Annotated in this window: 24 protein-coding genes; 20 read left to right on the forward strand and 4 right to left on the reverse strand. The window is 68.5% G+C overall.

Annotated features, from left to right (window positions below; translation table 11 throughout):
• Positions 1-29 precede the first annotated feature (29 nt).
• The gene (locus NNX37_RS14690; protein ID WP_255793450.1) at positions 30-290 is read right to left on the reverse strand and encodes a MoaD/ThiS family protein; all 261 of its coding nucleotides are present in this window, start codon (positions 288-290) and stop codon (positions 30-32) included.
• On the reverse strand, positions 291-1,454 hold the full coding sequence (moaA, locus tag NNX37_RS14695; RefSeq protein WP_407079967.1) for a GTP 3',8-cyclase MoaA: 1,164 nt from the start codon (positions 1,452-1,454) through the stop codon (positions 291-293).
• 38 nt (positions 1,455-1,492) lie between these two features.
• Here moaA and modA point away from each other — a divergent pair, with 38 nt between their 5' ends.
• The 9 genes from modA (at position 1,493) to NNX37_RS14740 (ending at position 8,855) form a co-directional block, all read left to right on the forward strand.
• Positions 1,493-2,332: a molybdate ABC transporter substrate-binding protein gene (gene modA, locus NNX37_RS14700; protein WP_255793452.1), complete on the forward strand. Its 840-nt coding sequence runs from the start codon at positions 1,493-1,495 to the stop codon at positions 2,330-2,332.
• A 46-nt stretch (positions 2,333-2,378) separates the two neighbouring features.
• On the forward strand, positions 2,379-3,179 hold the full coding sequence (locus NNX37_RS14705; RefSeq protein WP_255793453.1) for a molybdate ABC transporter permease subunit: 801 nt from the start codon (positions 2,379-2,381) through the stop codon (positions 3,177-3,179).
• On the forward strand, positions 3,176-4,747 hold the full coding sequence (locus NNX37_RS14710) for a molybdopterin-dependent oxidoreductase (RefSeq protein ID WP_255793454.1): 1,572 nt from the start codon (positions 3,176-3,178) through the stop codon (positions 4,745-4,747). Before NNX37_RS14705 ends, NNX37_RS14710 begins: the two co-directional genes overlap by 4 nt.
• 47 nt (positions 4,748-4,794) lie before the next feature.
• Positions 4,795-6,120 carry a molybdopterin molybdotransferase MoeA gene (locus tag NNX37_RS14715; RefSeq protein ID WP_255793455.1) on the forward strand — a complete coding sequence of 442 codons (1,326 nt, stop codon included), beginning with the start codon at positions 4,795-4,797 and terminating at the stop codon, positions 6,118-6,120.
• Between the two features lie 115 nt (positions 6,121-6,235).
• On the forward strand, positions 6,236-6,661 hold the full coding sequence (gene moaC, locus NNX37_RS14720; RefSeq protein ID WP_260653740.1) for a cyclic pyranopterin monophosphate synthase MoaC: 426 nt from the start codon (positions 6,236-6,238) through the stop codon (positions 6,659-6,661).
• A complete protein-coding gene (locus tag NNX37_RS14725; RefSeq protein ID WP_255793457.1) occupies positions 6,658-7,149 on the forward strand; it encodes a MogA/MoaB family molybdenum cofactor biosynthesis protein in 492 nt (163 codons plus the stop codon). Before moaC ends, NNX37_RS14725 begins: the two co-directional genes overlap by 4 nt.
• The gene (locus tag NNX37_RS14730) at positions 7,139-7,576 is read left to right on the forward strand and encodes a molybdenum cofactor biosynthesis protein MoaE (RefSeq protein WP_255793458.1); all 438 of its coding nucleotides are present in this window, start codon (positions 7,139-7,141) and stop codon (positions 7,574-7,576) included. The genes NNX37_RS14725 and NNX37_RS14730 overlap by 11 nt, the downstream gene beginning before the upstream one ends.
• 17 nt (positions 7,577-7,593) lie before the next feature.
• Positions 7,594-8,352 carry a 4-hydroxy-tetrahydrodipicolinate reductase gene (gene dapB, locus NNX37_RS14735; protein WP_255793459.1) on the forward strand — a complete coding sequence of 253 codons (759 nt, stop codon included), beginning with the start codon at positions 7,594-7,596 and terminating at the stop codon, positions 8,350-8,352.
• Positions 8,353-8,360: 8 nt separating this feature from the next.
• Positions 8,361-8,855, forward strand: coding sequence for a hypothetical protein (locus NNX37_RS14740; RefSeq protein ID WP_255793460.1), 495 nt, complete (start codon positions 8,361-8,363; stop codon positions 8,853-8,855).
• Here NNX37_RS14740 and NNX37_RS14745 read toward each other — a convergent pair.
• Complete coding sequence (locus NNX37_RS14745; RefSeq protein WP_255793461.1) at positions 8,852-10,039, reverse strand: heparan-alpha-glucosaminide N-acetyltransferase domain-containing protein; 1,188 nt, start codon at positions 10,037-10,039, stop codon at positions 8,852-8,854. The two genes, NNX37_RS14740 and NNX37_RS14745, sit on opposite strands and share 4 nt — an antisense overlap.
• Before the next feature lie 129 nt (positions 10,040-10,168).
• On the opposite strand from NNX37_RS14745, the gene dapA reads away from it, so the two are divergent.
• From dapA to NNX37_RS14775, 6 genes are all read left to right on the forward strand, one after another.
• Entirely contained in the window at positions 10,169-11,086 is a 918-nt protein-coding gene (gene dapA, locus NNX37_RS14750; protein ID WP_255793462.1) for a 4-hydroxy-tetrahydrodipicolinate synthase, read from the forward strand.
• Positions 11,087-11,092: 6 nt separating this feature from the next.
• Positions 11,093-12,784: a ribonuclease J gene (locus NNX37_RS14755; RefSeq protein WP_255793463.1), complete on the forward strand. Its 1,692-nt coding sequence runs from the start codon at positions 11,093-11,095 to the stop codon at positions 12,782-12,784.
• Positions 12,785-12,880: 96 nt separating this feature from the next.
• The gene (locus NNX37_RS14760; RefSeq protein WP_255793464.1) at positions 12,881-15,772 is read left to right on the forward strand and encodes an FtsK/SpoIIIE family DNA translocase; all 2,892 of its coding nucleotides are present in this window, start codon (positions 12,881-12,883) and stop codon (positions 15,770-15,772) included.
• Positions 15,773-15,792: 20 nt separating this feature from the next.
• Complete coding sequence (pgsA, locus tag NNX37_RS14765) at positions 15,793-16,383, forward strand: CDP-diacylglycerol--glycerol-3-phosphate 3-phosphatidyltransferase (protein WP_255793465.1); 591 nt, start codon at positions 15,793-15,795, stop codon at positions 16,381-16,383.
• Positions 16,380-16,868 carry a CinA family protein gene (locus NNX37_RS14770; RefSeq protein WP_255793466.1) on the forward strand — a complete coding sequence of 163 codons (489 nt, stop codon included), beginning with the start codon at positions 16,380-16,382 and terminating at the stop codon, positions 16,866-16,868. The genes pgsA and NNX37_RS14770 overlap by 4 nt, the downstream gene beginning before the upstream one ends.
• Positions 16,869-17,021: 153 nt before the next feature.
• The gene (locus NNX37_RS14775) at positions 17,022-17,447 is read left to right on the forward strand and encodes a helix-turn-helix domain-containing protein (protein ID WP_304659435.1); all 426 of its coding nucleotides are present in this window, start codon (positions 17,022-17,024) and stop codon (positions 17,445-17,447) included.
• A 170-nt stretch (positions 17,448-17,617) separates the two neighbouring features.
• Here the strand turns inward: NNX37_RS14775 and NNX37_RS14780 are convergent, their stop codons facing one another.
• Positions 17,618-18,127 carry a MarR family winged helix-turn-helix transcriptional regulator gene (locus NNX37_RS14780; protein WP_255793468.1) on the reverse strand — a complete coding sequence of 170 codons (510 nt, stop codon included), beginning with the start codon at positions 18,125-18,127 and terminating at the stop codon, positions 17,618-17,620.
• 240 nt (positions 18,128-18,367) lie between these two features.
• On the opposite strand from NNX37_RS14780, the gene NNX37_RS14785 reads away from it, so the two are divergent.
• From NNX37_RS14785 to NNX37_RS14805, 5 genes are all read left to right on the forward strand, one after another.
• Positions 18,368-18,592 carry a DUF3046 domain-containing protein gene (locus NNX37_RS14785; RefSeq protein WP_255793469.1) on the forward strand — a complete coding sequence of 75 codons (225 nt, stop codon included), beginning with the start codon at positions 18,368-18,370 and terminating at the stop codon, positions 18,590-18,592.
• Positions 18,593-18,826: 234 nt separating this feature from the next.
• Positions 18,827-19,879 (forward strand): recombinase RecA, encoded by a 1,053-nt coding sequence (gene recA, locus NNX37_RS14790; protein WP_227924507.1) that lies wholly within the window; start codon positions 18,827-18,829, stop codon positions 19,877-19,879.
• Between the two features lie 509 nt (positions 19,880-20,388).
• Positions 20,389-20,898, forward strand: coding sequence for a regulatory protein RecX (locus NNX37_RS16645; RefSeq protein WP_255793563.1), 510 nt, complete (start codon positions 20,389-20,391; stop codon positions 20,896-20,898).
• Between the two features lie 108 nt (positions 20,899-21,006).
• The gene (locus NNX37_RS14800) at positions 21,007-22,359 is read left to right on the forward strand and encodes an aggregation-promoting factor C-terminal-like domain-containing protein (protein WP_255793470.1); all 1,353 of its coding nucleotides are present in this window, start codon (positions 21,007-21,009) and stop codon (positions 22,357-22,359) included.
• An 89-nt stretch (positions 22,360-22,448) separates the two neighbouring features.
• A complete protein-coding gene (locus NNX37_RS14805) occupies positions 22,449-23,222 on the forward strand; it encodes an aggregation-promoting factor C-terminal-like domain-containing protein (RefSeq protein WP_255793471.1) in 774 nt (257 codons plus the stop codon).
• Positions 23,223-23,246: the final 24 nt, after the last annotated feature.

Here is a 23,246-nt window from a genome sequence, read left to right on the forward strand (position 1 = left end):
GGTGTGCCTTTGTTGTTACTGCGGGCTTTTTACCCGCCGGCGAACGGCGGCAGGATATCCACGACGTCCTCCGGCTGCAGCAGCAGGTCCGGATTCCGGGCAGCGGTTTCGTTGACCAGGAACGTGCTGCGCGCAATCACCGTGGCCAGGGCCGGGGCCCCCGTGCCGGGGGAGGGGTACCGCGCGGACAGTTTCTCCGTCAGTTCAGCCAGCGTCAGCGGCCCCTCGTCCAGGTGTTCTTCTTCTGTGCCGGCTGCTGCCTTTGCAGCGCCGAAGTATCTGATCAGCACTTAGCCGCCTATCGCGCTCATGGTTCGGTCGGGCTGGACATAGTCGGAGTCGCCGAGACCGGTGTGGCCCATTCCGTGGGCCTTGGGCTTGCCCCACATGGCTTCCTGCCAGCGGCGGACGACGGCGTCGTCATCCACCCCGCTGCGCAGCAGGTCCCGCAGATCGGTTTCCTCGTGGGAGAAGAGGCAGCTGCGCACCTTTCCTTCCGCCGTGATCCGGGTGCGGACGCATTCGGCGCAGAACGGCTCGGTGACGGAGGCAATGATGCCCACCGTTCCGACCACCGTTGCCGGATCCGCGTTCCGGCGTACCTCCCACCGCTGGGCCGGGGCGCCGCCGCGCTCCCGGGGATCCGGCGTCAGCACGAAGTCCCGTTCCAGCAGTGTCCGCATTTCCAGGGCAGTGATCATCCCGTCCCGGGTCCAGCCATGGTCGGCGTCCAGCGGCATCTGCTCGATGAACCGCAGTTCGAAGCCGCGGCTGACCGCCCACTCCAGCAGGTCAGGGGCCTCGGCGTCGTTGATGCCGCGCATCAGCACGGCGTTGATCTTTACCAGGCCCAGGCCCACGCGGGCGGCTTCCTCGATGCCGCGCAGCACCCGGTCCAGGAACGGGCGGCGGGTGAGCTGCGCGAAGGTGTCCGGGTGCAGGGAATCCATAGACACGTTGATCCGGGTCAGCCCCGCGTCCTTCAGGGCCTGGGCCTTCTTGTCCAGGCCGAGGCCGTTGGTGGTCAGCGAAATGGGCAGGTCCGGGTGATTCGCACGGATGCCCGCCACGATCTCCACCAGGTCCGCACGCACCAGCGGCTCACCGCCGGTCAGCCGCAGTTCGCGCACGCCCAACCTGTCCACGCCAAGGCGGACCAGGCGGACGATTTCGTCCCGGGCGAGCACCTTGTCCCGCGCCAGCCAGTCGAGGCCTTCCGCGGGCATGCAGTAGGTGCAGCGCAGATTGCATTTGTCCGTGAGGGAAAGCCGCATGTCGGTGGCCTTCCGGCCGTACCGGTCCAGCAGGCCGTCCGCCGGCGTGAGCGCAAGCGCAGACGCGGGAGGGGGCAGAGGAGCGGTTGAAGTGCTGCTTCCCACCGGCGCTTGGTGGGCGCTGATGTCTGATGTACTGGGGGAAGGGCTGATTACAGGCATTCCCAGCTGAGTTCCCATCCCTCGAGGTTACGCCCTTTCACAGTTAGGCTCTATAAATGCGCTTTGTCCACCGGGCTCCCCGGGCCCTGGCAGCGTGTGCAGTGATGATTCTCACTGCTTCCACGGCCGCCTGCACGTCCCCCGGGCCCGCCGGTACCGCGAATGGAAGCGGGGCACGGATTACGGTCTTTGCAGCTTCCTCACTCACGGATGTGGTGGAGAACCTCGATGCGGCGTACGACGGCGGCGGGCGGCTGCGCGTCAACGTGGGCTCCAGCAGCCAGCTCGTAGCGCAGTTGGAGTCCGGGGCGGAAGCCGACGTGGTGATTACCGCCGACCTCGAGGCGCTGGAACCCCTGCGGAACGGGCTGGACCGTGAGACGGTGCTGGCCAGCAACCCCCTCGTGCTGGCACTGGCCGCGGGCAACCCGGCCGGGATCACAGTGTTACGCAATGTTGCGGCCGACGGCGTCCGGGCCGCCCTGTGCGCGCCCTCTGTCCCGTGCGGCCGGGCGACGGAACGGGTGCTGAAGGCGGCGAGCCTGTCCGTTCCGGCACCGAGCCTGGAGGACAGCGCCCGATCGGTGCTGACCAAGGTTTCCAGCGGCCAGGCTGACGCGGGGTTTGTCTACCGGACCGACGCTCTGGCCGCCGCACAGGCCGGCGTAACCTACCTGCCGCTGGAGGATCCCGAACCGAACCGGTACCCGGCAGCACTGACCCAGCAGGGAGCCGGCCGCGCGGAGGCAGCAGCATTCTATGAGTGGCTCACGGGTCCCGAAGCGGCAGCCATCCTCGCGGAGGCCGGATTCGGACCGGCGGATCCCGGCAGCACCCCGGAAGCCACGGACCCCGCCCCGGCAGACAGCACCCCGGGGAGCACCGATGCCCCGTAGGACGTCCGAAACCCTCCGGGCCGCAGCCCCCGGAAGCCCGTCCGCCATGAGCCGGGAAGCACGTGCCACCACCCCCGGCTGGCTGTGGATACCGGCCGGACTTGCCCTGCTCCTGTGCGCCGGGCCGGTGGCCGCCCTGCTGCTCAACGTCCCCTGGACCTCGCTGCCGGAACTGCTGGGAACGGACAGCGCCCGAACGGCGCTGGGACTCTCCCTCGCCACCTCCGCCGGGTCTACGCTGCTCTGTGTCCTGCTGGGGCTGCCGCTGGCCGTGCTGCTCAGCAAGCTTGAGGGTCCCTGGATCCAGCTGATGCGCGGCATCCTGCTGATCCCGCTGGTGCTCTCGCCGGTGGTCTCCGGCATCGCCCTGCTGTACTTCTGGGGCCGCGAGGGGATTGCCGGGAAGCTGCTGGGTGCCGTGGGCGTGGACGTGGGGTACTCACCCGCCGCCGTCGTTATTGTCCAGGTGTTTGTCTCCCTGCCGTTCTTCGTGGTCGCGTCCCTGAACAGCCTGTCCGCGGTGGACCGTGACCTGGAAATGGCCGCGGCCACCTCCGGCGCCGGTCCCACCGCGATCCTGCGCCACATCACCCTGCCGCTGGCGCTTCCCGGCATTGTCGCCGGGACCCTGCTGGCCTTCGCCCGTTCGCTGGGCGAGTACGGAGCCACCATCACGTTTGCCGGCAGCATCGAGGGAAGCACCAGGACCCTGCCGCTGCAGATCGAGCTGAGCCTGAACTCCAACCAGCCCCAGGCGGCCCTCGGCATCTGCCTGCTGCTTATTGCCCTGTACCTGATGGTCCTGCTGCTGGCCCGGATCGCCACCGGACGGCTGCTGCCGCGATGAGCAGCCAGGACCCGACCCGCCGCCGGTCCGCCGGCGGACCCCCGCGCCCGAACCGGCGGTGGGCCGCTGCCGCAGGGCTGGTCGCCGCCGGACTGGGCGTGGCTGCCGGCGAGCTGCTTGCCGCCATCGTCAGCCCGTCGCTTTCCCCGGTGTCCGGAGTCGGCTCGGTAGTCATCGACGCGGTCCCGGGTCCGGTCAAGGATGCCGCCATCGCCCTCTTCGGCACGGCCGACAAAGCCGCGCTGCTGGTCGGCATGGGGCTGGTCATTGCCCTGGCCGCGGTGGCTGCCGGGGTTCTGGAACTGCGCCGCCCGCCGGCAGGAGCCGCTGTCCTGGAACTCTTCGGGGCAGCCGGCCTGGCAGCGGTCCTCTCCCGGCAGCAGTTCTCGGTGCTGGCCGTCCTGCCGCCGGTGGCCGCCGCCGTCGTCGCCGTCCTGGTCCTCCGTGCGCTCACCGCACGGGTCCGGAACCTGGCTGCGGCGCAGACGGACGACGACGCCGCAGTGCGCCGGCGCACGGTACTAACCTCCGTGGGCGGGGGAGCGGCGGTGGCCCTGCTCGGTGCCGCCCTCGCCGGCATAGCCCGCGGCGGGCAGGTTGGCGTCACTGCCCTGCGCGAAACGGTGCGCCTTCCCGTGCCGGCCCGCCCGGCTGCGGCACTGCCGGCCGGTGCCGGGCTCGCTGTCGACGGGCTGGCGCCGCTGGTGACCCCCGCCGCGGATTTTTACCGGATTGACACCGCCCTCAGCGTGCCGCTGATCGATCCGGCGGACTGGCGGCTACGGGTCACCGGCATGGTGGACCGTGAGGTGGAGCTGAGCTACGCCGAGCTGCTCGCAGCGCCGCTGCAGGAAAGCTACGTCACGCTCACCTGCGTTTCCAATGAGGTGGGCGGGGACCTGATCGGCAACGCCCGCTGGCTGGGCCTGCCCGTGCGGGAACTGCTGGCCCGGGCCGGCGTCCGGCCCGGCGCGGACATGGTGCTTTCCACGAGCCGGGACGGCTGGAGCGCCTCCACACCCCTGGAGGCGCTCACCGATGACCGCGATTCGCTGCTGGCCGTGGGGATGAACGGGGAACCACTGCCCCTGGAACACGGATTCCCCGTCCGGCTGGTTGTGCCCGGACTGTACGGCTACGTTTCCGCGACCAAGTGGGTCACCGAGCTGCGGGTCACCCGGTTCGCGGACGAGACCGCTTACTGGACGGACCGGGGGTGGGGCGAGCGCGGCCCGATCAAGCTCTCCTCACGCATCGACGTGCCCGGACGGTCACCGGTGACGGCAGGAACCGTCACGGTGGCCGGGACGGCGTGGGCGCAGCACACCGGCGTCAGCGCCGTGCAGGTGCGCGTGGACGACGGCGGCTGGCAGGACGCGGAACTGGCTCCCGGCATCTCAGCGGACACCTGGCGGCAGTACCGGATTTCGGTGGACCTGGCACCGGGGGAGCACACCATCGCCGTCCGGGCGGTGGACGCCAACGGTGTCCGGCAGGCGGAAGAAAAACGGCCGGTGCTTCCCGACGGAGCCACCGGACTGCATACAATTCGGGTGACGGCGCGCTGAGGTCCTTCTTCCGCCTGCCCCCGCCCGTCCACGTCCCAAGGAGGAACATGTCCGCATCTCCGGCACCGCAGGGTGTCCCGGCATCGGCAGCTGCGCCCGGTCCTGCCGCCGGACGGCGGGAGGTGGCGGCGCACCGTGAAGCCGTCGAAGACCTCCTGCGGACCTGGTTCCTGGCGCATCCGCCCGCCCACGAGAGCATTGCGCTGGGCGAGGCTGCCGGACGGCTCCTCGCGGCCGACGTCCGGGCGCCGGGGAACCTGCCGCCCTTCACCAACTCGCAGATGGACGGCTACGCGGTGCGCACCGCCGACCTCGCTGCCGGGAGCCGGCCGGACGGCATCCCCGGTACGGTCCGGCTGGCCGCCGCCGCGCCGATTCCCGCCGGTTCGGCACCGCCGCCGCTGCTGCCCGGAACCGCCGCGCCCGTGATGACGGGGGCCATGCTGCCCGAGGGGGCCGACGCCGTCGTACCGATCGAAGCCTGCACCCCGGACTACTTCGTTCCCGCCGGCTTCCTTCCCGCCGACGGCACCGGAAGCACCGTGGAGGTCCCTGCGGAAACCCCGGCGGGGCAGTTTGTCCGCAGGGCGGGCAGCGACATTTCCGCCGGCGCCCCCGCCCTCCCCGCAGGCTCCGTGCTGGGTCCGCTGCAGCTGGGCCTGCTGGCCGCCCTCGGCCTGGACCGCGTCACCGTCCGGGCCCGGCCGCGGGTGCTGCTGCTGACCACCGGAGACGAGGTTGTGGAACCGGGCCGGCCGCTGGGACCGGGCCAGATCCACGATGCGAACACCACTCTGCTCCGCAGTTCGCTGGAGGAAGCGGGGGCGCAGGTGCTCCGGTCCCGGATCCTGGCCGACTCGCCGCAGGAATTCACCGCCCGGCTCCGCGCCGACGTCGCCGCGGACGCCCCGGACCTGGTTTTGAGCTCCGGCGGCATCAGCAAGGGCGCCTACGAGGTGGTGCGCCAGGGTCTCGCCGCCGCCGATGTCGCGTTCCTGTCCGTAGCCATGCAGCCGGGCGGTCCGCAGGGCATCGGCACGGTGGAGGGCGTCCCGTTCCTCGGGTTCCCCGGCAATCCGGTCAGCTCGCTGGTGTCCTTCGAGATGTTCCTCCGCCCGGCACTGACTGCGGTCACCGGGGCGCCGCGGCCCCGGACCGAGGTGCAGGCCCGCCTCACCGCGCCGCTGGGCAGTCCCGCCGGCAAACACCAGGTACGCCGGGGGCGGTACACCGCCGGAACGGTGGAACCCGTGGGCGGACCGGGGTCCCACCTGCTCCACGCGCTGGCCGCCTCCAATGCCCTGATTCCTGTGCCCGTGGGCACCGAGCGCCTCGAGGCAGGCGCAGAAGTGACAGTATTACTACTGGAATAACCCAACAGCGTCCTGCCCGGACGCCGTGCCCCGAAAGGACCCTCCCGTGAGCGCCGAACCCGAAGACCTCCACCCCACCGGACTGACCCACGTCCGCGAGGACGGCTCCGCGCACATGGTGGATGTATCCGCCAAGACCGAAACCACGCGGCAGGCCACCGCCTCCGCCGTGCTGCGCAGCACCGCCGAGGTGGTCCGCCTGATCGCCGACGGCGGCCTGCCGAAGGGGGATGCGCTGGCCGTGGCCCGGGTCGCCGGAATCATGGCCGCGAAGCAGACCTCCAACCTCATCCCGCTGTGCCATCCGTTGCCGATCACGAAGGTCACCGTGGACTTCACCCCCCGCGAGGGCGACGTCCTGATTGAGGCCACGGTGAAAACCAAGGCACTCACCGGCGTCGAAATGGAAGCGCTGACCGCCGCCTCCGTCGCCGCATTGACCCTCTACGACATGATCAAGGCCGTGGACAAGCACGCCCGCATCACGGACATCATGGTGCTCGCCAAGTCCGGCGGCAAGAGCGGAGACTGGACGCTGTGAGCGCTCCGACGCCCCGCCGGACGGCCGGGGTCCTGATCGCCTCCACCCGTGCCGCTGCCGGCACCTACCAGGACGAATGCGGGCCGCTCATTGCGGACTGGCTGTATGCCCTCGGCTACGACATTGTGCTGGCCGAAGTGGTGCCCGACGGCGTGGAAGTCGCCGCGTCGCTGCAGCGCATCCTCGCCCTGGAACCGTCGGTGCTGCTGACCAGCGGAGGCACCGGGCTGAGCCCGGACGACGTCACGCCGGAGTCCACCGAACCCCTCCTGGACCGCCAGGTGCCCGGAGTCATGGAAGCCCTGCGTGCCAAGGGAATGGCATCCACGCCCATGGCCGCCATCAGCCGCGGGTTCGCCGGCACCGCGGGCCGGACGTTCGTGGTCAACCTGCCCGGTTCCCCGGGCGCCGTCGCGGACGGACTTGCCGTGCTGGAACCGATCATCGGCCACATCTGCGGCCAACTGGAAGGAAAACGTGAACACTAGCGAAGTCATCCTTGCCGCTGTCTCGGCAGAACCGCTGAGCAGCACCGAGGCCGAACGCGCCGCCTGGTCGCCGGACTGCGGCGCCGTGGTGCTGTTCAGCGGCATTGTGCGCAACCACGACGACGGCAAGTCCGTCACCGCCCTCGGCTACAGCGCGCACCCCACGGCCGCGGCCGTGCTCAGCGAAGTGGCCGCCGGGATTGCCGCCAAATACGACGGCGTCCGGATCTGGGTTGCCCACCGCACCGGAGACCTTCAGATCGGTGACGCCGCCCTTGTTGCCGCAGTGGCCTCGGCGCACCGGGGGACCGCGTTCGCAGCCTGCACCGACCTGGTGGACACCGTCAAGGCGAACGTACCGATCTGGAAAGAGCAGGGCTTTAAGGACGGCAGCACCGAATGGGTGGGCGTCAGCGACCGGCCCTGACCGGTAATCTGGAGCATATGAGCGAAAAACTTGCCGTAGCGGTCCTCGGTGCCGCAGGCCGGATGGGATCCGAGGCCGTTGCCGCCGTCGAGGCCGCCGAGGACATGGAACTGGTGGCCGCACTGGGCCGGACCGATCCGCTGGAAACCCTGGTCTCCGCCGGAGCCCGGTACGTGGTGGACCTGACCGTGCCGGACAGCACCGAGGCGAACGTACGCTTCGCCGTCGAACACGGAATGCACGCCGTCGTGGGGACCACCGGCTGGGACGCCGAACGGCTGGGCCGGCTCGCGGAGCTGCTGGAAACCTCCCCGGCCACCGGTGTGCTCATTGCCCCGAACTTCGCGCTCGGCTCCGTGCTGGCCTCGGCTTTCGCTGCGAAGGCCGCCCGCTACTTTGAATCGGTGGAACTGATCGAACTCCACCACCCGGACAAGGTGGACGCCCCCTCCGGGACCGCCGTTCGGACCGCACAGCTGATTGCGGCCGCCCGTGCGGAGGCCGGCGTCGCAGCGTCGCCGGATGCCACCGCCATGGCGCTGGACGGCGCCCGGGGCGCGGAGGTGGACGGAGTGCACGTGCATTCGGTCCGCCTGCGCGGCCTGGTGGCCCACCAGGAAGTGCTCCTGGGCGGACCCGGCGAGCAGCTGACCATCCGGCATGATTCCTTCGACCGCGCCTCCTTTATGCCCGGCGTCCTGCTGGGCCTGCGGCAGGTCGCCGGCCACCCCGGACTGACCGTCGGACTCGACGGCTACCTCAACCTGAACGACTAAGGAACACGTTGTCTTTCTTCACGGGCCTATTCGCCAACCGCGCCAAGCTCGGCGTAGCCCTGGTGACGCTGCTGCTGTTCTTCTATCTTGCGGTCTCCGCCCAGCGCGGCTGGGTGCTGCTGACCTCCCCCGAGCTGTCGGCGAAACTGATGGGCGCGGCCTATCTCGTGCTCCCCGTGGTGGGAGCCTGGGCGCTCATCCGCGAACTGATGTTCGGCGCCCGGACCGAGCAGATGGCCCGCATCCTGGCCACGGAAGGCCGGCTGCCGGTTGATGACCTGCCGCGGACCCCCGCCGGACGGATTGTGCGCGAAGCCGCGGACGCCCAGTTCCCCCGGTACAAGGCGGAAACCGAGGCCGAGCCTCAGGACTGGCGCAGCTGGTTCCGGCTGTCCTGCGCCTACGACGCCGCGGGGGACCGTACCCGGGCGCGGCGGACCATGCGGCAGGCCGGCAGGCTCTTTGCCGGGAGCAGCCGTCCGGGGAGCCGGCCCGACGCCTAGCGTTTCTGCCCTGCGGGGGCCACGCCGCGTCCGGCTTTGCCGCGGGCCAGCCGCGAGGCGCCGGAGGTGACCAATTCCAGCGGACCCCGGGCCTCGATGCGCTGGAACAGGATGGCCAGCACCACGAAAAACGTCACCTGGATCCAGTACACCGGCAGCGGTTCCAGCGGCGGGCTCTGCAGGTCCACCATCGTCATGACCCACACATGCAGGCTGTAGAGGGTCAGCGTCATGGCACCGGCCGCGGACAGCGGCAGCAGCAGGAGCGGCCGGGCGCGCGTCAGCAGCAGGCACACCCCGAGGACGGCGGCAGCAGTGCCTGCCGTGTGCAGCATGTCCAGGCTGGTGTTGGAATGCGGCCCGGCCAATGCCAGCCACCACCAGGACCCGGTCTGCTCCACCGAGCTGAGGTTGACCTCCATCATCCGCGCCAGCGGCCACCGCTGCCCGGATTCGGTGGCGGTGAGGGCGTCCAGCCCGCCCAACTCGCCGAGCAGATAGGAAGAGATGAACTTGGCGGACGCCGCGGCAAAAACTCCGGCGACAAGCAGCCCCGCCTGGACCGGCAGGCTCGTCAGCGCCAGCCGCCCGATCACCAGGCCCAGCAGGATGTAGCTCAGCCACTGCAGCACAGGGTAGAACCCGGTGACGAAGAGGTCCGCCGCCAGGACAGCCGGTGTGCCGAACGCTTCCCAGGTGATGTTTCCGCTGATTTCCGACGGCGCCAGGGTTTCGACCAGCCAGCCGCGCAGCAGGTAGGCAAGCACGGGGGAAAGCAGCAGCCAGCTCCCCGCCCAGACGGCCAGACGGCGCAGCGGCATACCCAGGAACGGCAGTGCCAGCAGGAACAGTACGGCGTAATGGAACAGGATGACGGCGATGTTGGTTTCCAGGCCGCCCAGCACCAGGCCCACCAGGGCAATGATGAGCGCCCGGACGGCAATTCCCCGCCGGTCCCCGCCCAGGGCCCGGGCTTCGCGGGGTTCGCTGCCGCCGGTCAGCAGCGCCAGTCCAGCGCCGGCGACCACCGCGAACAACGCCGAGGAGCGGCCGGAGAACACCAGTCCGGTGAGGGTGGGTTCGCCGGTTTCCTGGTGGTAGAGCGGCAGCGCATGCGTGGCGATCATGCCCAGAAGGGCAATCCCGCGGGCAGCGTCGATGCCGGTCAGGCGGCGTTGGATCATGCACAGCATCGTCTCACAGCCTGCCGGGGCCGAACCTCCCCGTCCGGGACCGCGGACGTACCCCGCCCAGCGCACCGTTCCCCGCAGCAGGTTGTCCCATTGCCTCCCGTAACGGGTAACGTTTTACCCATGGAATCAGACAACCGCACGCTTCCCTTCGGCACCCTCGTCACCGCCATGGTGACCCCGTTCCGCGAGGACGGTGAAGTGGACTTCGACGCCACTGCCTACCTCGCGAACAAGCTCGTCGAAGACGGCTGTGACGGCCTGGTGGTCTCCGGCACCACGGGTGAGACCTCCACCCTTGAGGACAGCGAGAAGGAAGACCTGTTCCGGGTAGTGGCCGAGACGGTGGGAGGCCGGGCTCGGGTGATCGCCGGAACCGGCACCAACCACACCTCCCACTCCGTAGAGATGGCCCGCCGCGCCGAGCGTGCCGGTGCCGACGGCCAGCTGGTGGTTACCCCGTATTACAACAAGCCCACGCAGGCGGGCGTGCTCGCGCACTTTGACGCCGTCACCGCCGCCACGGACCTGCCGGTGATGGTCTACGACATTCCCGGCCGCGCCGGCATTGCCCTGAGCACCTCCACCATCTTCCGCCTGGCCGAGAACCCGCGGATCCTGGCCCTGAAGGACGCGAAGGCGGACTTCGCCGGCATCACGAGGGTCCTGGCCAACACCACCCTGGACGTCTACGCGGGCGACGACGGACTGACCCTGCCCTGGATGGCCGCCGGCGCCGTCGGCGTCGTCAGCGTGTCCGCCCACGTTGCCACCGCACAGTTCCGTGCCCTGGTCGACGCCGCCGCGGCCGGGGACTTCGCCACCGCCCGCCGCATCCACTTCGAACTGGACCCGGTGATCCGCGCAGTGATGACCCACATCCCCGGCGCCGTGTCGGCCAAGCAGATCCTGGCCATGCAGAAGGTGCTTCCCTCCGCCGCCGTCCGCCTGCCGCTGGTGGCTCCGGACGCCGTCGAGATGGAAACCATCCTGACCGACCTGGCCGAAGCCGGCATGGACTTCTCCCGGACCGAGGCCTAGGCAACCATGAGCGAAACCGCCGGAACCGGCCTGTTGACCCCTCCGCCGCTGGAAGAAGGAACGCTCCGCATCGTCGCCCTCGGCGGGCTGGGGGAAATCGGCCGCAACATGGCCGTCTTCGAGATCGACGGCAAGCTGCTGGTCGTGGACTGCGGCGTCCTCTTCCCCGAGGAGACCCAGCCCGGCGTCGACCTCATCCTGCCGGACTTCTCCTACATCGAGGACCGCCTGGACGACGTCGTCGGCGTGGTCCTCACCCATGGCCACGAGGACCACATCGGTGCCGTGCCCTACCTGCTGCGGCTCAAGAACGACATCCCGCTGATCGGCTCGCAGCTGACGCTGGCACTGGTGGAGGCGAAGCTCCAGGAACACCGCATCAAGCCGTTCTCCCTGACCGTCACCGAGGGGCAGATCGAACAGCTCGGCCCGTTCGAATGCGAATTCGTGGCGGTCAACCACTCCATCCCCGACGCGCTGGCCGTTTTCATCCGGACCGCCGCCGGCACGGTGCTGCACACCGGCGACTTCAAGATGGACCAGCTGCCCCTGGACGGCCGGATCACGGACCTGCGCGCCTTCGCCCGGCTGGGCGAAGAAGGCGTTGACCTGTTTATGGCCGACTCCACCAACGCCGACGTCCCGGGCTTCACCACCGCGGAACGCGAAATCGGCCCGGTGCTGCAGGAACTGTTCGGCAAGGTGGACAAGCGCATCATTGTCGCTTCGTTCTCCTCCCACATCCACCGGGTGCAGCAGGTCCTCGACGCCGCCGCCGCGCACAACCGCTTCGTCTGCTTTGTCGGCCGGTCCATGGTGCGCAACATGGCCATCGCCGAGAAGCTCGGCTACCTGCACGTGCCCGAAGGCATCCTCGTGGACCTGAAGAACGTCGATGAGCTGCCGGACAACAAGGTGGTGCTGATGTCCACCGGATCGCAGGGCGAGCCCATGGCAGCCCTGTCCCGGATGGCCAACGGCGACCACCGCATCCGGGTCGGCAAGGGAGACACGGTCATCCTCGCCTCGTCCCTGATCCCGGGCAACGAAAACGCCGTGTTCCGCGTGATCAACGGGCTGCTGCGCCTGGGCGCCGACGTCGTCCACAAGGGCAACGCGAAAATCCACGTCTCCGGCCACGCGGCGGCCGGGGAACTGCTGTACTGCTACAACATCCTGCGGCCGAAAAACGCCATGCCGGTGCACGGCGAGACCCGGCACCTCATCGCCAACGGCCGCCTGGCGGCCGCCACCGGCGTCCCGGAGCAGAACATCATCCTGGCCGACGACGGCACGGTGGTGGACCTGCGCGACGGCAAGGCCCGCATAGTCGGGGAAGTGGAGTGCGGATTCGTCTACGTGGACGGCTCCAGCGTCGGCGCGATTACCGACACCGACCTGAAGGACCGGCGGATCCTCAGCGAAGAAGGCTTCATTTCCATCATTTCCGTGGTGAACCGCAGCACCGGCACCATTGTCTCCGGTCCCGAGATCCATGCGCGCGGCTTCGCCGAAGGGGATGCGGTGTTTGACGAGATCATCCCCAAGATCAGTGCGGCACTGGAGGAAGCGGTCCGCTCCAACTCCGACCACACCACGTACCAGCTGCAGCAGGTGGTCCGCCGGGTGGTGGGCACCTGGGTCAACCGGCGGCTGAGGCGCCGCCCCATGATCGTTCCGGTGGTGGTCGAGGCCTAGGTCCGGCCGTGGTAGGGGCCGGAAAAGTAGTCCCCGGGGCGGTCCCCGCCGCGTAAATCCGGGGGATCGGGGGACGCATCGGGTAGCGTGGCTCGTATGGCGACTCGTACTTCCCCTGCCGCACGCAGCGGTGCCTCCGGCCGGACCCCCGCCCGGAACTCCGGCGGCAGCTCCAGCAAGACATCAGGCAAGTCCGGCGCGCGCGGCGGATCCGGAGGCCGGGGAACCTCCGTGTCGCAGCAGGCACCCCCGGACCAGCTGCCCCTGCCGCTGCGCGCGGTGGAGAGCGCCTGGATGGGTATTTCCCGCCTCGCGGGAGCCGGCGTCCGCAAGCTCGGCACCGATGTCTCCCCGGGGCGGGAAGTCCGCCGTGACGGCACCGGTTTCTTCCTGATCCTCCTCGCCCTCGCGGTTGCCACCGTGGAGTGGTGGGCCCTGCGCGGTCCCGTTGCCGACGTTATCCATGCCGGCGCGGCCGGCACCTTCGGCTGGATGGCCGTGGTCCTGCCCTTTATGCTCACCACCGGCGCCGTCCGCCTGTTCCGCTACCCGGAGCGCCACCGGGCCAGCAGCAGGATCAGCATCGGCCTGGTGATCATGCTGCTTGCCGGCGCCGGGATCACCCACATTGCCGGCGGTTCACCGGCGTTGTCGGACGGCTTCGACCGGCTCTGGGCCTCCGGCGGCATTGTCGGCTTCCTGGTTGCCGGTCCGCTGTCCGCAGCACTCACCCCCTGGCCGGTCCTGGCTCTCCTGTCCTTCCTGGTGTTCGTGAGTGTCCTGATCACCACCGCCACGCCGTTCCGCCACATCCCGCTGCGCCTTCGCGCGATGTACGAACACCTGATGGGCCAGGACCTCGCCCCCGACGATCCCGAAGCGCACGACCAGAGCTACCTCTACGGCGCACCGAAGCCGGAAAAGGTCCGGAAGCCGCGCAAGAGCCGCCGCGAGAAGGAAGCCGAGGCAGCCGCCGCGCAGGAGGGCTTTGCCGGCGACGAAGCCTTCGAACGCGCCCTGCTGCAGGACGAGGAAGATGAGGCAGCCGCCGCTGCCGCGGCTGCGCCGGCCGTACCTCCGGGAGTCCGGCGCCCCACGCAGTCCGAACTGGCCACGCAGAAGATCCGCCGCAACCAAGGCCTGCCGGTCGACGGCGGCACGGACACCGCCGAACCGCCCACCGAGGCCATCAGCACCGTCCCCGGCGCCACCGAGGTCCTGAACCTGGCCGCGGTGCCGCCGGTTGCCCCTGTGCCGTCCCGGCCGGTCCAGCCGGTACCCCCGGCCACTCCCATCCCGCAGCGCACCGAGCAGCTGCAGCTCTCGGGCGACATCACCTATACGCTGCCGCCGTCGGACTTCCTGCCGCCGGGACCGCCGGCAAAGGAGCGCTCCGAAGCCAATGACGCCGTCGTCGCCGCCCTGACGCATACGCTCGAGCAGTTCAACGTGGACGCCAAGGTCACCGGGTTCTCCCGCGGACCGACGGTCACCCGTTACGAGATCGAACTCGGCGAAGGCACCAAGGTGGAACGCGTCACGGCGCTGTCCAAGAACATCGCCTACGCCGTGGCCAGCTCCGACGTCCGCATCCTGTCGCCCATTCCGGGCAAGTCCGCCATCGGCATTGAGATCCCGAACGCGGACAAGGAAGTTGTTGCCCTGGGCGACGTCCTGCGGTCCAACTCCGCACGGAAGACCGAGCACCCCATGGTGATGGGCGTCGGCAAGGACGTCGAGGGCGGCTTCGTGGTCGCCAACCTGGCCAAGATGCCCCACCTGCTTGTGGCCGGAGCCACCGGCGCGGGCAAGTCCTCGTTCGTGAACTCGATGATCACCTCCATCCTGATGCGCTCCACGCCGGACGAGGTGCGCATGGTGATGGTGGACCCCAAGCGCGTGGAACTGACCGCGTATGAAGGCGTTCCACACCTGATCACTCCGATCATCACCAACCCGAAGAAGGCCGCGGAGGCACTGCAGTGGGTGGTCCGCGAAATGGACACCCGCTACGACGACCTCGCCAACTTCGGCTTCAAGCACATCGACGACTTCAACAAGGCGGTCCGCAACGGCAAGGTGGTGCCCCCGGCAGGCTCCAAGCGGGTCATTCGGGCCTACCCGTACCTGCTGGTAATCGTGGATGAGCTCGCCGACCTGATGATGGTCGCCCCGCGGGACGTCGAAGACTCCATCGTGCGCATCACCCAGCTGGCCCGCGCCGCCGGCATCCACCTGGTGCTGGCCACCCAGCGGCCCTCCGTGGACGTGGTCACCGGCCTGATCAAAGCCAACGTTCCCTCCCGCATGGCCTTCGCCACCTCCTCGGTCACCGACTCCCGCGTGGTCCTGGACCAGCCCGGTGCCGAGAAGCTCCTGGGCCAGGGCGATGCCCTGTTCCTGCCGATGGGGTCCAACAAACCCATCCGTGTGCAGGGGGCCTGGGTTACCGAGTCCGAGATCCACCGGGTCGTGGAGCACGTGAAGGGCCAGCTGCAGGCCGTCTACCGCGAAGACGTTGCGGTCACAGCGCCGAAGAAGCAGATCGACGACGACATCGGAGACGACCTCGATGTCCTGCTCCAGGCAACCGAACTGGTGGTGACCACGCAGTTCGGGTCCACCTCCATGCTCCAGCGCAAGCTGCGCGTGGGCTTCGCGAAGGCCGGCCGGCTCATGGACCTGCTGGAATCCCGCGGCGTGGTGGGACCTTCCGAAGGGTCCAAGGCCCGCGACGTGCTCGTGAAGCCGGATGACCTGGCTGCCACCCTCGCTGCCATCAGCGGGGGTGACGCCCCGGCTCCGTCCGGAGGCGCCGGGGCCGCCGCGCTGGCGGACAACGCGAATGCCAACCACGGCTTCGACCCCACCGGACCGGTGGACCTGGTGGCAGCGGATCTGGACAGCCGTCCCCAGGTGGAGGATTACCACGATGACGCGGAGGATCCCGACGGATCCGAAGACGCGTGGAATCTCACGGGCCGGTGAATCTTCGCTACGCTGAAGGCGTGAGCAATTCTCCTACCGAGCGGGTTCCTACCCTCAATATCGCCAATGCCCTGACCGTGGCGCGGATCCTGATGGTTCCGCTCTTTGTCTGGTTCCTTGCGTCCGACGACGGCCGTGACGGTTTGTTCCGCTGGCTCGCCGTGGCCACATTCGCCGTCGCCATCTATACCGACAAGCTCGACGGCGATATTGCCCGCAGCCGGGGGCTGATTACCGACTTCGGCAAGATCGCCGACCCGATCGCGGACAAGCTGCTCATCGGGTCTGCCCTGGTGATGCTGTCGCTGCTCGGCGAGCTGTGGTGGTGGGTCACCATCGTGATCCTCGTCCGTGAACTCGGCATCACCCTGATGCGCTTCGTGGTGATCCGGTACGGCGTGATGGCCGCCTCGCGCGGCGGCAAGCTCAAGACCGTGGTCCAGACCTTTGCCATCTTCGTGTTCCTCCTTCCGCTGACCGCCTGGCTGGGTGCCTGGGCCTGGTGGATCGGCGCCGTCTTTATGGCCGCTGCGCTCGTGATCACCGTCGTCACCGGCGTCGACTACGTCCTGCAGGCCGTGAAGCTGCGCCGCGTCGGCAAGCGTGCATGAGCTCTGCGCCGGCTGCCGTCCTCGCTGAAGAGGTCCTTGCCGCTGCCCGCCGGGCGGGGCAGACCGTGGCCACCGCCGAGTCGCTCACCGCCGGCATGCTCTGCGCCGAACTCGGGTCCATCCCGGGCGCGTCGTCGGTTTTGCAGGGGGGAGTGGTTGCGTACCAAAATGGAGTCAAGCTTTCCGTCCTCGGGGTTCCGGCGGAGCTCCTGGCCGAAGCCGGATCCGTCGACGGGAGGGTTGCCGAGCAGATGGCAGCCGGCGCGCGGCGTGTGCTTGGCGCCGACGTCGGGGTGTCCACAACCGGCGCCGCCGGGCCGCAGGCCCACGACGGCAAACCGGTGGGGACTGTGTTCGTGGGGATCGCTACTGCCGAAGGGACCTCCTCCCGGGAGTTCCGGTTTACGGGTGACCGCACGGCCATCCGGTCGGCGGCGTGCAGTGAAGCACTCTCCATGCTGGCGGCCGCGTTGAAGGTCCGTTAGCGCAGCAGCCGAACAGGATAGCCGCGCGGCGGGAACAAAACCTGCAGGGCGTCAGTTGTTATCATCAGGAACCGCCAAGGTTCCTTTATTACGATCTTTGGACAGTCTGCGGCGCCGCCGCAGTCCGTACTCACAGGGAGCAGGACGATACACATGGTTAAGCAACCCGTATCCGTGAACGGCGTGATCCGCTGGCGGGATGTAGGGTTGGCGGAAGACGCACACCGGGAGCCTAAGGAGCGCAAGATGGTAGTTCTTCGTCACGAGATTGGTGATGTTCTCCGCGACGTGCGCCAGCGCCAGGGCCGGACCCTGCGCGAGGTGTCGCACAGCGCCCGTGTTTCTCTCGGCTACCTCAGCGAGGTTGAGCGCGGACAGAAGGAAGCCTCTTCGGAACTTCTGTCGTCAATCTGCACGGCCCTCGATGTGCCCCTGTCCCTGATGCTTCGAGAGGTCAGCGACCGGGTGGCAAACGCTGAAGGCGTTGCCATTCCAGATACCGTACCGACGGAGTTTTCCCGGGAGTTCGCCCGCGAATTCCCCGAAGACCTGGCACGGGACCTGGCCCGCACATCCTAGAACCGCACATAGCAGCGCGGTCGCGGTGCCGAACGGAATCGGCCAGTGACAGCGTTGCCCCATAGACATACCCCTGATCCTGCAATATCAGGGTGAACAGAGGAAACCCCCGCAGGCGCGGTGCCTGCGGGGGTTTGTTCTGTCTGCAGCTCAGTCCCGGCAGGTCGCCCTCAGTCCGGCCGGGTTTCCTCGGAACCGGGTAGCTCTTCCACTTCCCCGGCCGGCCGGACGGAGGCATTGAGTTTGTGCAGCAGTCCGACCAGTGTCTGCAGCTCTTCCGGTTCCCAGCCTGCCCAGGTCTGCCGGGAGCGTTCCTTGCGTGCGGAGGCGGTGCCCTCCAGGCGGGCGGTGCCTACAGCCGTGAGATTGATCGGCTGTGCACGTCCGTCCACCGGGTCCGTGTGCTTTTCCACCAGCCCCAGTGCCTGCAGCATCCCGATCTGCCGGCTCAGCGAGGGCTTGCCCACGCCTACCGCTGCAGCGAGGTCCGTCAGGCGCATTGCACCCTGCTGATGGAGCAGGACCATCAGGCCGTATGCGGAGGGTTCCATCTCGGGGTGGACCTCCCGGGCGATCCGGTGGGAGCTGGCCCGGGCCCGGCGCCACAGCACGCTGAGTTCCTGTTCCAGGTCTTCGATGGCCGTGTCCTTATCCGGGGGCGGCGCCGTCGGGGTCGGCATCGGGGGAACGGCGTGTCCGGGCGCGGTGTGTCCGGGTGCGGTGTGTCCGGGGGCGGCCCCGTCTGGGGCGGCGGACGGAGCAGGGTCTGGGGAAGTGCCGCCCGCGGGGACGCCAGCGGGACCGGGTGTCTCGGCCATTCTCCATTGTAGGTTCGCGGTGCTGCCCAGGCATCGGGGGACGCCGGTTTTTCGCCTGCCGCCCGGTTCGCCGCCCGGTTGCTTGCGTGAGAGGATTATTTGGTGCGTATCAGTGATTTCTGGCGGCTTATGGATGATGAGTTCGGTGCGGCCTATTCGCGGGTCCTGGCTGCGGATCTGGTCCTTGGCCAGCTCGGCGGCGTCACCGCTTCGCAGGCCCTGGACAAGGGCGTGGAGCCAAAATCCGTCTGGCTGGCGGTGTGCGACATCCAGGATGTTCCCGCGGAACGCCGGCTGGGCCGGGACATCAAGCCCAAGGCGGACTAGGGCCGGGAGGGCCCGGACGAACGGACACGCCGGAGTCCGCTGTTCGAATATTTGTTCGGATAAAGATATGCTCCTACACAGGGGCCGGTCCTAGCCGATGCGGCCCGGGGATATCCACAAGACAACTAGTTATGCGTTCCGGTCAGCCGTTTTGTCAGTGCCGCCGGATAGGGTCGTAGATAAGAAATGACGACCGGCCTACGGGCCGCCCACAACCACAACACGAGGTGAAGAATGGCTGCTCCAGCCGACCGCGCAAAAGCCCTAGAGGCAGCGCTGGCCCAGATTGACAAGCAATACGGCAAGGGCTCGATCATGCGCCTGGGCGATGAAGTACGCGCCCCCGCCGAGACCATTTCCACCAGCTCGGTCGCGTTGGATGTGGCGCTGGGCATCGGCGGCCTGCCGCGCGGACGCGTGGTGGAGATCTACGGACCGGAATCCTCCGGTAAGACCACCCTGGCGCTCCACGTCGTCGCCAATGCGCAGAAGAACGGCGGCATCGCTGCGTTCATCGACGCCGAGCACGCCCTGGATCCCATCTACGCTGCCAAGCTCGGCGTGGATACGGACTCCCTGCTGGTTTCACAGCCGGACACCGGTGAGCAGGCCCTGGAAATCATGGACATGCTGATCGGATCCGGGTCGGTCGACGTCGTCGTCATTGACTCCGTTGCCGCACTTGTTCCGCGTGCCGAAATCGAAGGCGACATGGGCGACAGCCACGTCGGCCTGCAGGCCCGCCTGATGAGCCAGGCGCTGCGAAAGATCGCCGGACGCCTGAGCCACACGAACACCACCGCCATCTTCATCAACCAGCTGCGTGAAAAGATCGGCGTCTTCTTCGGCAGCCCGGAGACCACCACCGGCGGCAAGGCACTGAAGTTCTACGCTTCAGTCCGCATCGATGTCCGCCGCATTGAGACGCTGAAGGAAGGCACCAACCCGGTTGGTAACCGCACGCGTGCCAAGATCGTCAAGAACAAGATGGCTCCGCCCTTCAAGCAGGCCGAGTTCGACATCATGTACGGCGTCGGCATTTCCCGCGAGGGCGGATTGATTGACATGGGCGTAGAACACGGCCTGGTCAAGAAGTCCGGTGCCTGGTTCACCTATGACGGTGACCAGCTGGGCCAAGGCAAGGAGAACTCCCGTAACTTCCTCAAGGACAACCCTGATCTGGCGGACGAGCTGGAACGCCGTATCCGCGAAAAGCTCGGAATCGGTGTTCCTGCCGCTGAAGAGCCGGCAGCACCCAAGCTGAAGGCAGTCGGAAAGGACTCCTAGGCACTCCGCCTCCCGGGCAGCTGACCGCCGCCGCCCGGGAGGCGTTTCCGTGACAGCCCTCCCGGCACACCGGTGCGGGGACAGGCATCCCGGAACACAATGCCCTGGAGCGGAGACGTATGGATACCTCCCAGCAAGAGACCCTCGCCGAGCTGAAACGCCGGCTCGCCGATATCGCCGCGGGAACGGTGGACGCTGAAGCCGCCGCCCCCGGGGCGGATGCGGGCAGCACCCGCACGGGACGCGCCGCCGCAGGAAAGGCAGAGGCCGGCGCCGGCGCCCCCAGGCCGTCCCGCCGCAGGAGGACGCCCGCCAAAACACCCGACGCCTTCAAAGAGGACGGGTTCGGCGAGGAAGCCCCCGCCGACGAGCCGTGGGCGGAAGCGGCCGTAGGCGAGGAGGCGTCCGGCCGGAAACGGGGCGGAAAAAAACCCGGCCGGCAGTGGGGCCGGCAGGGTTCGGACCGGGAAGAGCCGGACCCGCAGAACCCGGACCAGGAGCCTGAGCCGCTGTCGCCCGAGGAGGCCTATGCGGAGGCGAAGGCCATTGTTCTGCGTCAGCTCACAGCGTCTCCCAAGAGCCGCCGTCAGCTCGAAACCAAGCTTGCGGAGCGGGAGATTCCGCCCGACGCCGCGGCTGCGGTCCTTGACCGTTTCGAGGAAGTGCAGCTCGTGGATGATGCCGAGTTTGCCCGGCTGTGGGTCCGCAGCCGGTCGCAGAGCAAGTCGCTGGCCCGCGGAGCCCTTCGCCGGGAGCTGACGGAAAAGGGTATTGCGCCTGACCTCGCCGCCGAGGCGCTGGAGCAGCTGAGCGCCGACGACGAGCTGGAGGCCGCCCGCTCCCTGGCCCGGAAAAAGCTCCAGGTATCTGCCGACCTATCCGACCGCAGCATCCGGGACAAACAAACCCGCAGGCTGGTGGGGATGCTGGCCCGGAAGGGCTATTCGCCGTCACTGGGCTTTCGGGTGGCGGCCGAAGTGATCAGCGAAGTGCGGGACACCCGGAGCGATTCGGTCTAGCCAGCTGCCGTAACCGGCGGCATGGGCTGCCCATTTGCCATGGTGTCAATTCGACGCGCCCTATCGTATGCTGTGCCAACTATGTTAAAGATGAGGTTGGCGGGGCCCATGATGCATTCAGCAGGTCGATTCTCTCCACTGCGGCTCCGATCGGCTTCGCTGACTGCTCTCGTCCTCACCGGCGTATTCGCCTCAGCCGTACTCACGGCGGCGCCGGGCACGGCGGCCGATCCCTACCCTTCCTGGGAAGACATCCAGCAGGCCAAGTCCTCTGAAACGGCCAAGGCGGCTGAAGCAGACAAGCTGGAGGGCCTGATCTCGGATCTGCGCGAGGAAGCCGGAACCTTGGGAGACGCCGCAGTGGAAGCCACGAACCGCTACAACGCGGCCAGGGATGCTCTTGCCGCCAGCGACAAAGAGCTTGCATCACTTGCCGCCCAGCGGGAAGAGGCTGCGGAGCACTCGACGGAGCTGAAGCGCCAGGTCGCCGGGCTCGCAGCCCAGACGTACAAGTCCGGCGGTGCAGCCATGACGCTGGTGCTCCTGGATACGGAGGCCTCGGCGGATGCGCTCCACGGCGCGGACCTCATGGACAGGGTCTCGTCTCGGGCCGGCACCCTGTATGCCGAGGCCGTGGCTTCGGAAAAAGTGGCTGCGGGATTTGGTGAACAGGAACAGGAAGCCAGGGACGCGCGTGCCGAACTGGCGGCCGAGGCGGAGGAGGCCCTGCAGGAGGGCAGAGCCTCAGCTGCTGCGGCAGACAAGGCCATACAGGACGAAGAGGCTCGGAAATCCATCCTGCTTGCACAACTGGCGGATCTGCACGGCAGCACCGCCGCGGCGGAGGAAGCCCGGCTGCGTGGAATAGCCGCCGAGAAGGCGTTCAAGGACCAGCAGGCCGCAGCGGAACGGGCGGCTGCGGAAGAGTCCGCGCCGGCACGTCAACAGCCGGCGGGTTCGCCTGCCGGAAACGCACCGCCGGCCGGAACCGAACCGCCGCAAGCGGCACCCCCGGCTCCGGCACCTGTTCCGGCACCGCCAGCGGCACCGGCCCCCGCACCTGCTCCCGCTCCGGCCCCCGCACCTGCTCCCGCTCCGGCCCCCGCACCTGCTCCGGTTCCGCCGAGCTCGCCGGCACCGGCCCGGCCGGTCGACGATCCCGCCGGCGCACAGAACTACGCCTCGGGGCGCATGGGGGCCTACGGCTGGGATGCCAACGAGTTCCGCTGCCTGGTGGTCCTCTGGAACCACGAATCCGGCTGGCTGACCAGCGCAGACAATCCCTACAGCGACGCGTACGGCATTCCGCAGTCCCTTCCGGGAAGCAACATGTCCAGCCACGGTTCCGACTGGCAGACCAATTACCGGACCCAGATCAACTGGGGGCTGGACTATGTCAGATCCCGCTACGGGACGCCCTGTGACGCCTACGGCTTCTGGCAGCGGAACAACTGGTACTAGAACGCACGGCAATTCCGCGATCGGGACGGTGTCAGTAGAACCGTTACCGTTTTGAGACTTTTCCCGAACTCGGATATCGTTCTGCGCTTGTGAGCTCACCTAACTTCTCCCGACGCGACCTAACCCGCATCCGACGAGCCCGGCGACGCAGCCGGCGGCTTCGCCTGGGCGCCGCAACAGCTCTCGGTTCGCTTGCCGTGGCGGGAGTATGCGGCGCGTCGCTGGGCACTGCCGGAGCCAACCTGCGGGCCACTGCCGGCATCCAGTTGGTGAACCTTGCCGATCCACTCCTTGCCGGATATGACTCCGCTGCAGACCCGGCAGCTTCATCGGAGGACGGGCCGGATCCCGACGCGGCGGCCGAGCCGCTGGCAGAGCCCGGGGAGCAGGCAGCGGCGAAGGATGCCGATACAGCCGCCGCAGCCGCCGCCGCAGCCGCCGACGCAGCCGCCGACGCAGCCGCCGACGCAGCCGCCGCAGCCGCCCGGAAGCAGGCTGAGGCTGCCGCGCAGCAGGCCGCGGAGGAAGCAGCAGCCCGGGCAGCAGTTCCCGTGGACGACCCGGCTGCGGCCAAGGCCTACGCCGCTGCGGCCCTGCCCGCCCGCGGTTGGGAAGCAGCCCAGCTCACCTGTCTGGACAAGCTCTGGACCAAGGAGTCGGAATGGCTGACCAGCGCCGTCAATCCCGACAGCGGCGCGTACGGAATTGCCCAGTCGCTGCCGGCCGAGAAGATGGCGGTTGCCGGGGACGACTGGAAGGTCAGCTATTCCACGCAGATCAACTGGGGCCTGGACTACATCGCCTCCCGCTACGGCAGCCCCTGCACAGCACTCAATTTCCACTACGCCAATAACTGGTACTAAAAAGACCGCCGCGGGGCATACCGG

It is taken from the genome of Arthrobacter zhaoxinii, assembly GCF_024385505.1.
GTDB lineage: Bacteria > Actinomycetota > Actinomycetes > Actinomycetales > Micrococcaceae > Arthrobacter_B > Arthrobacter_B zhaoxinii.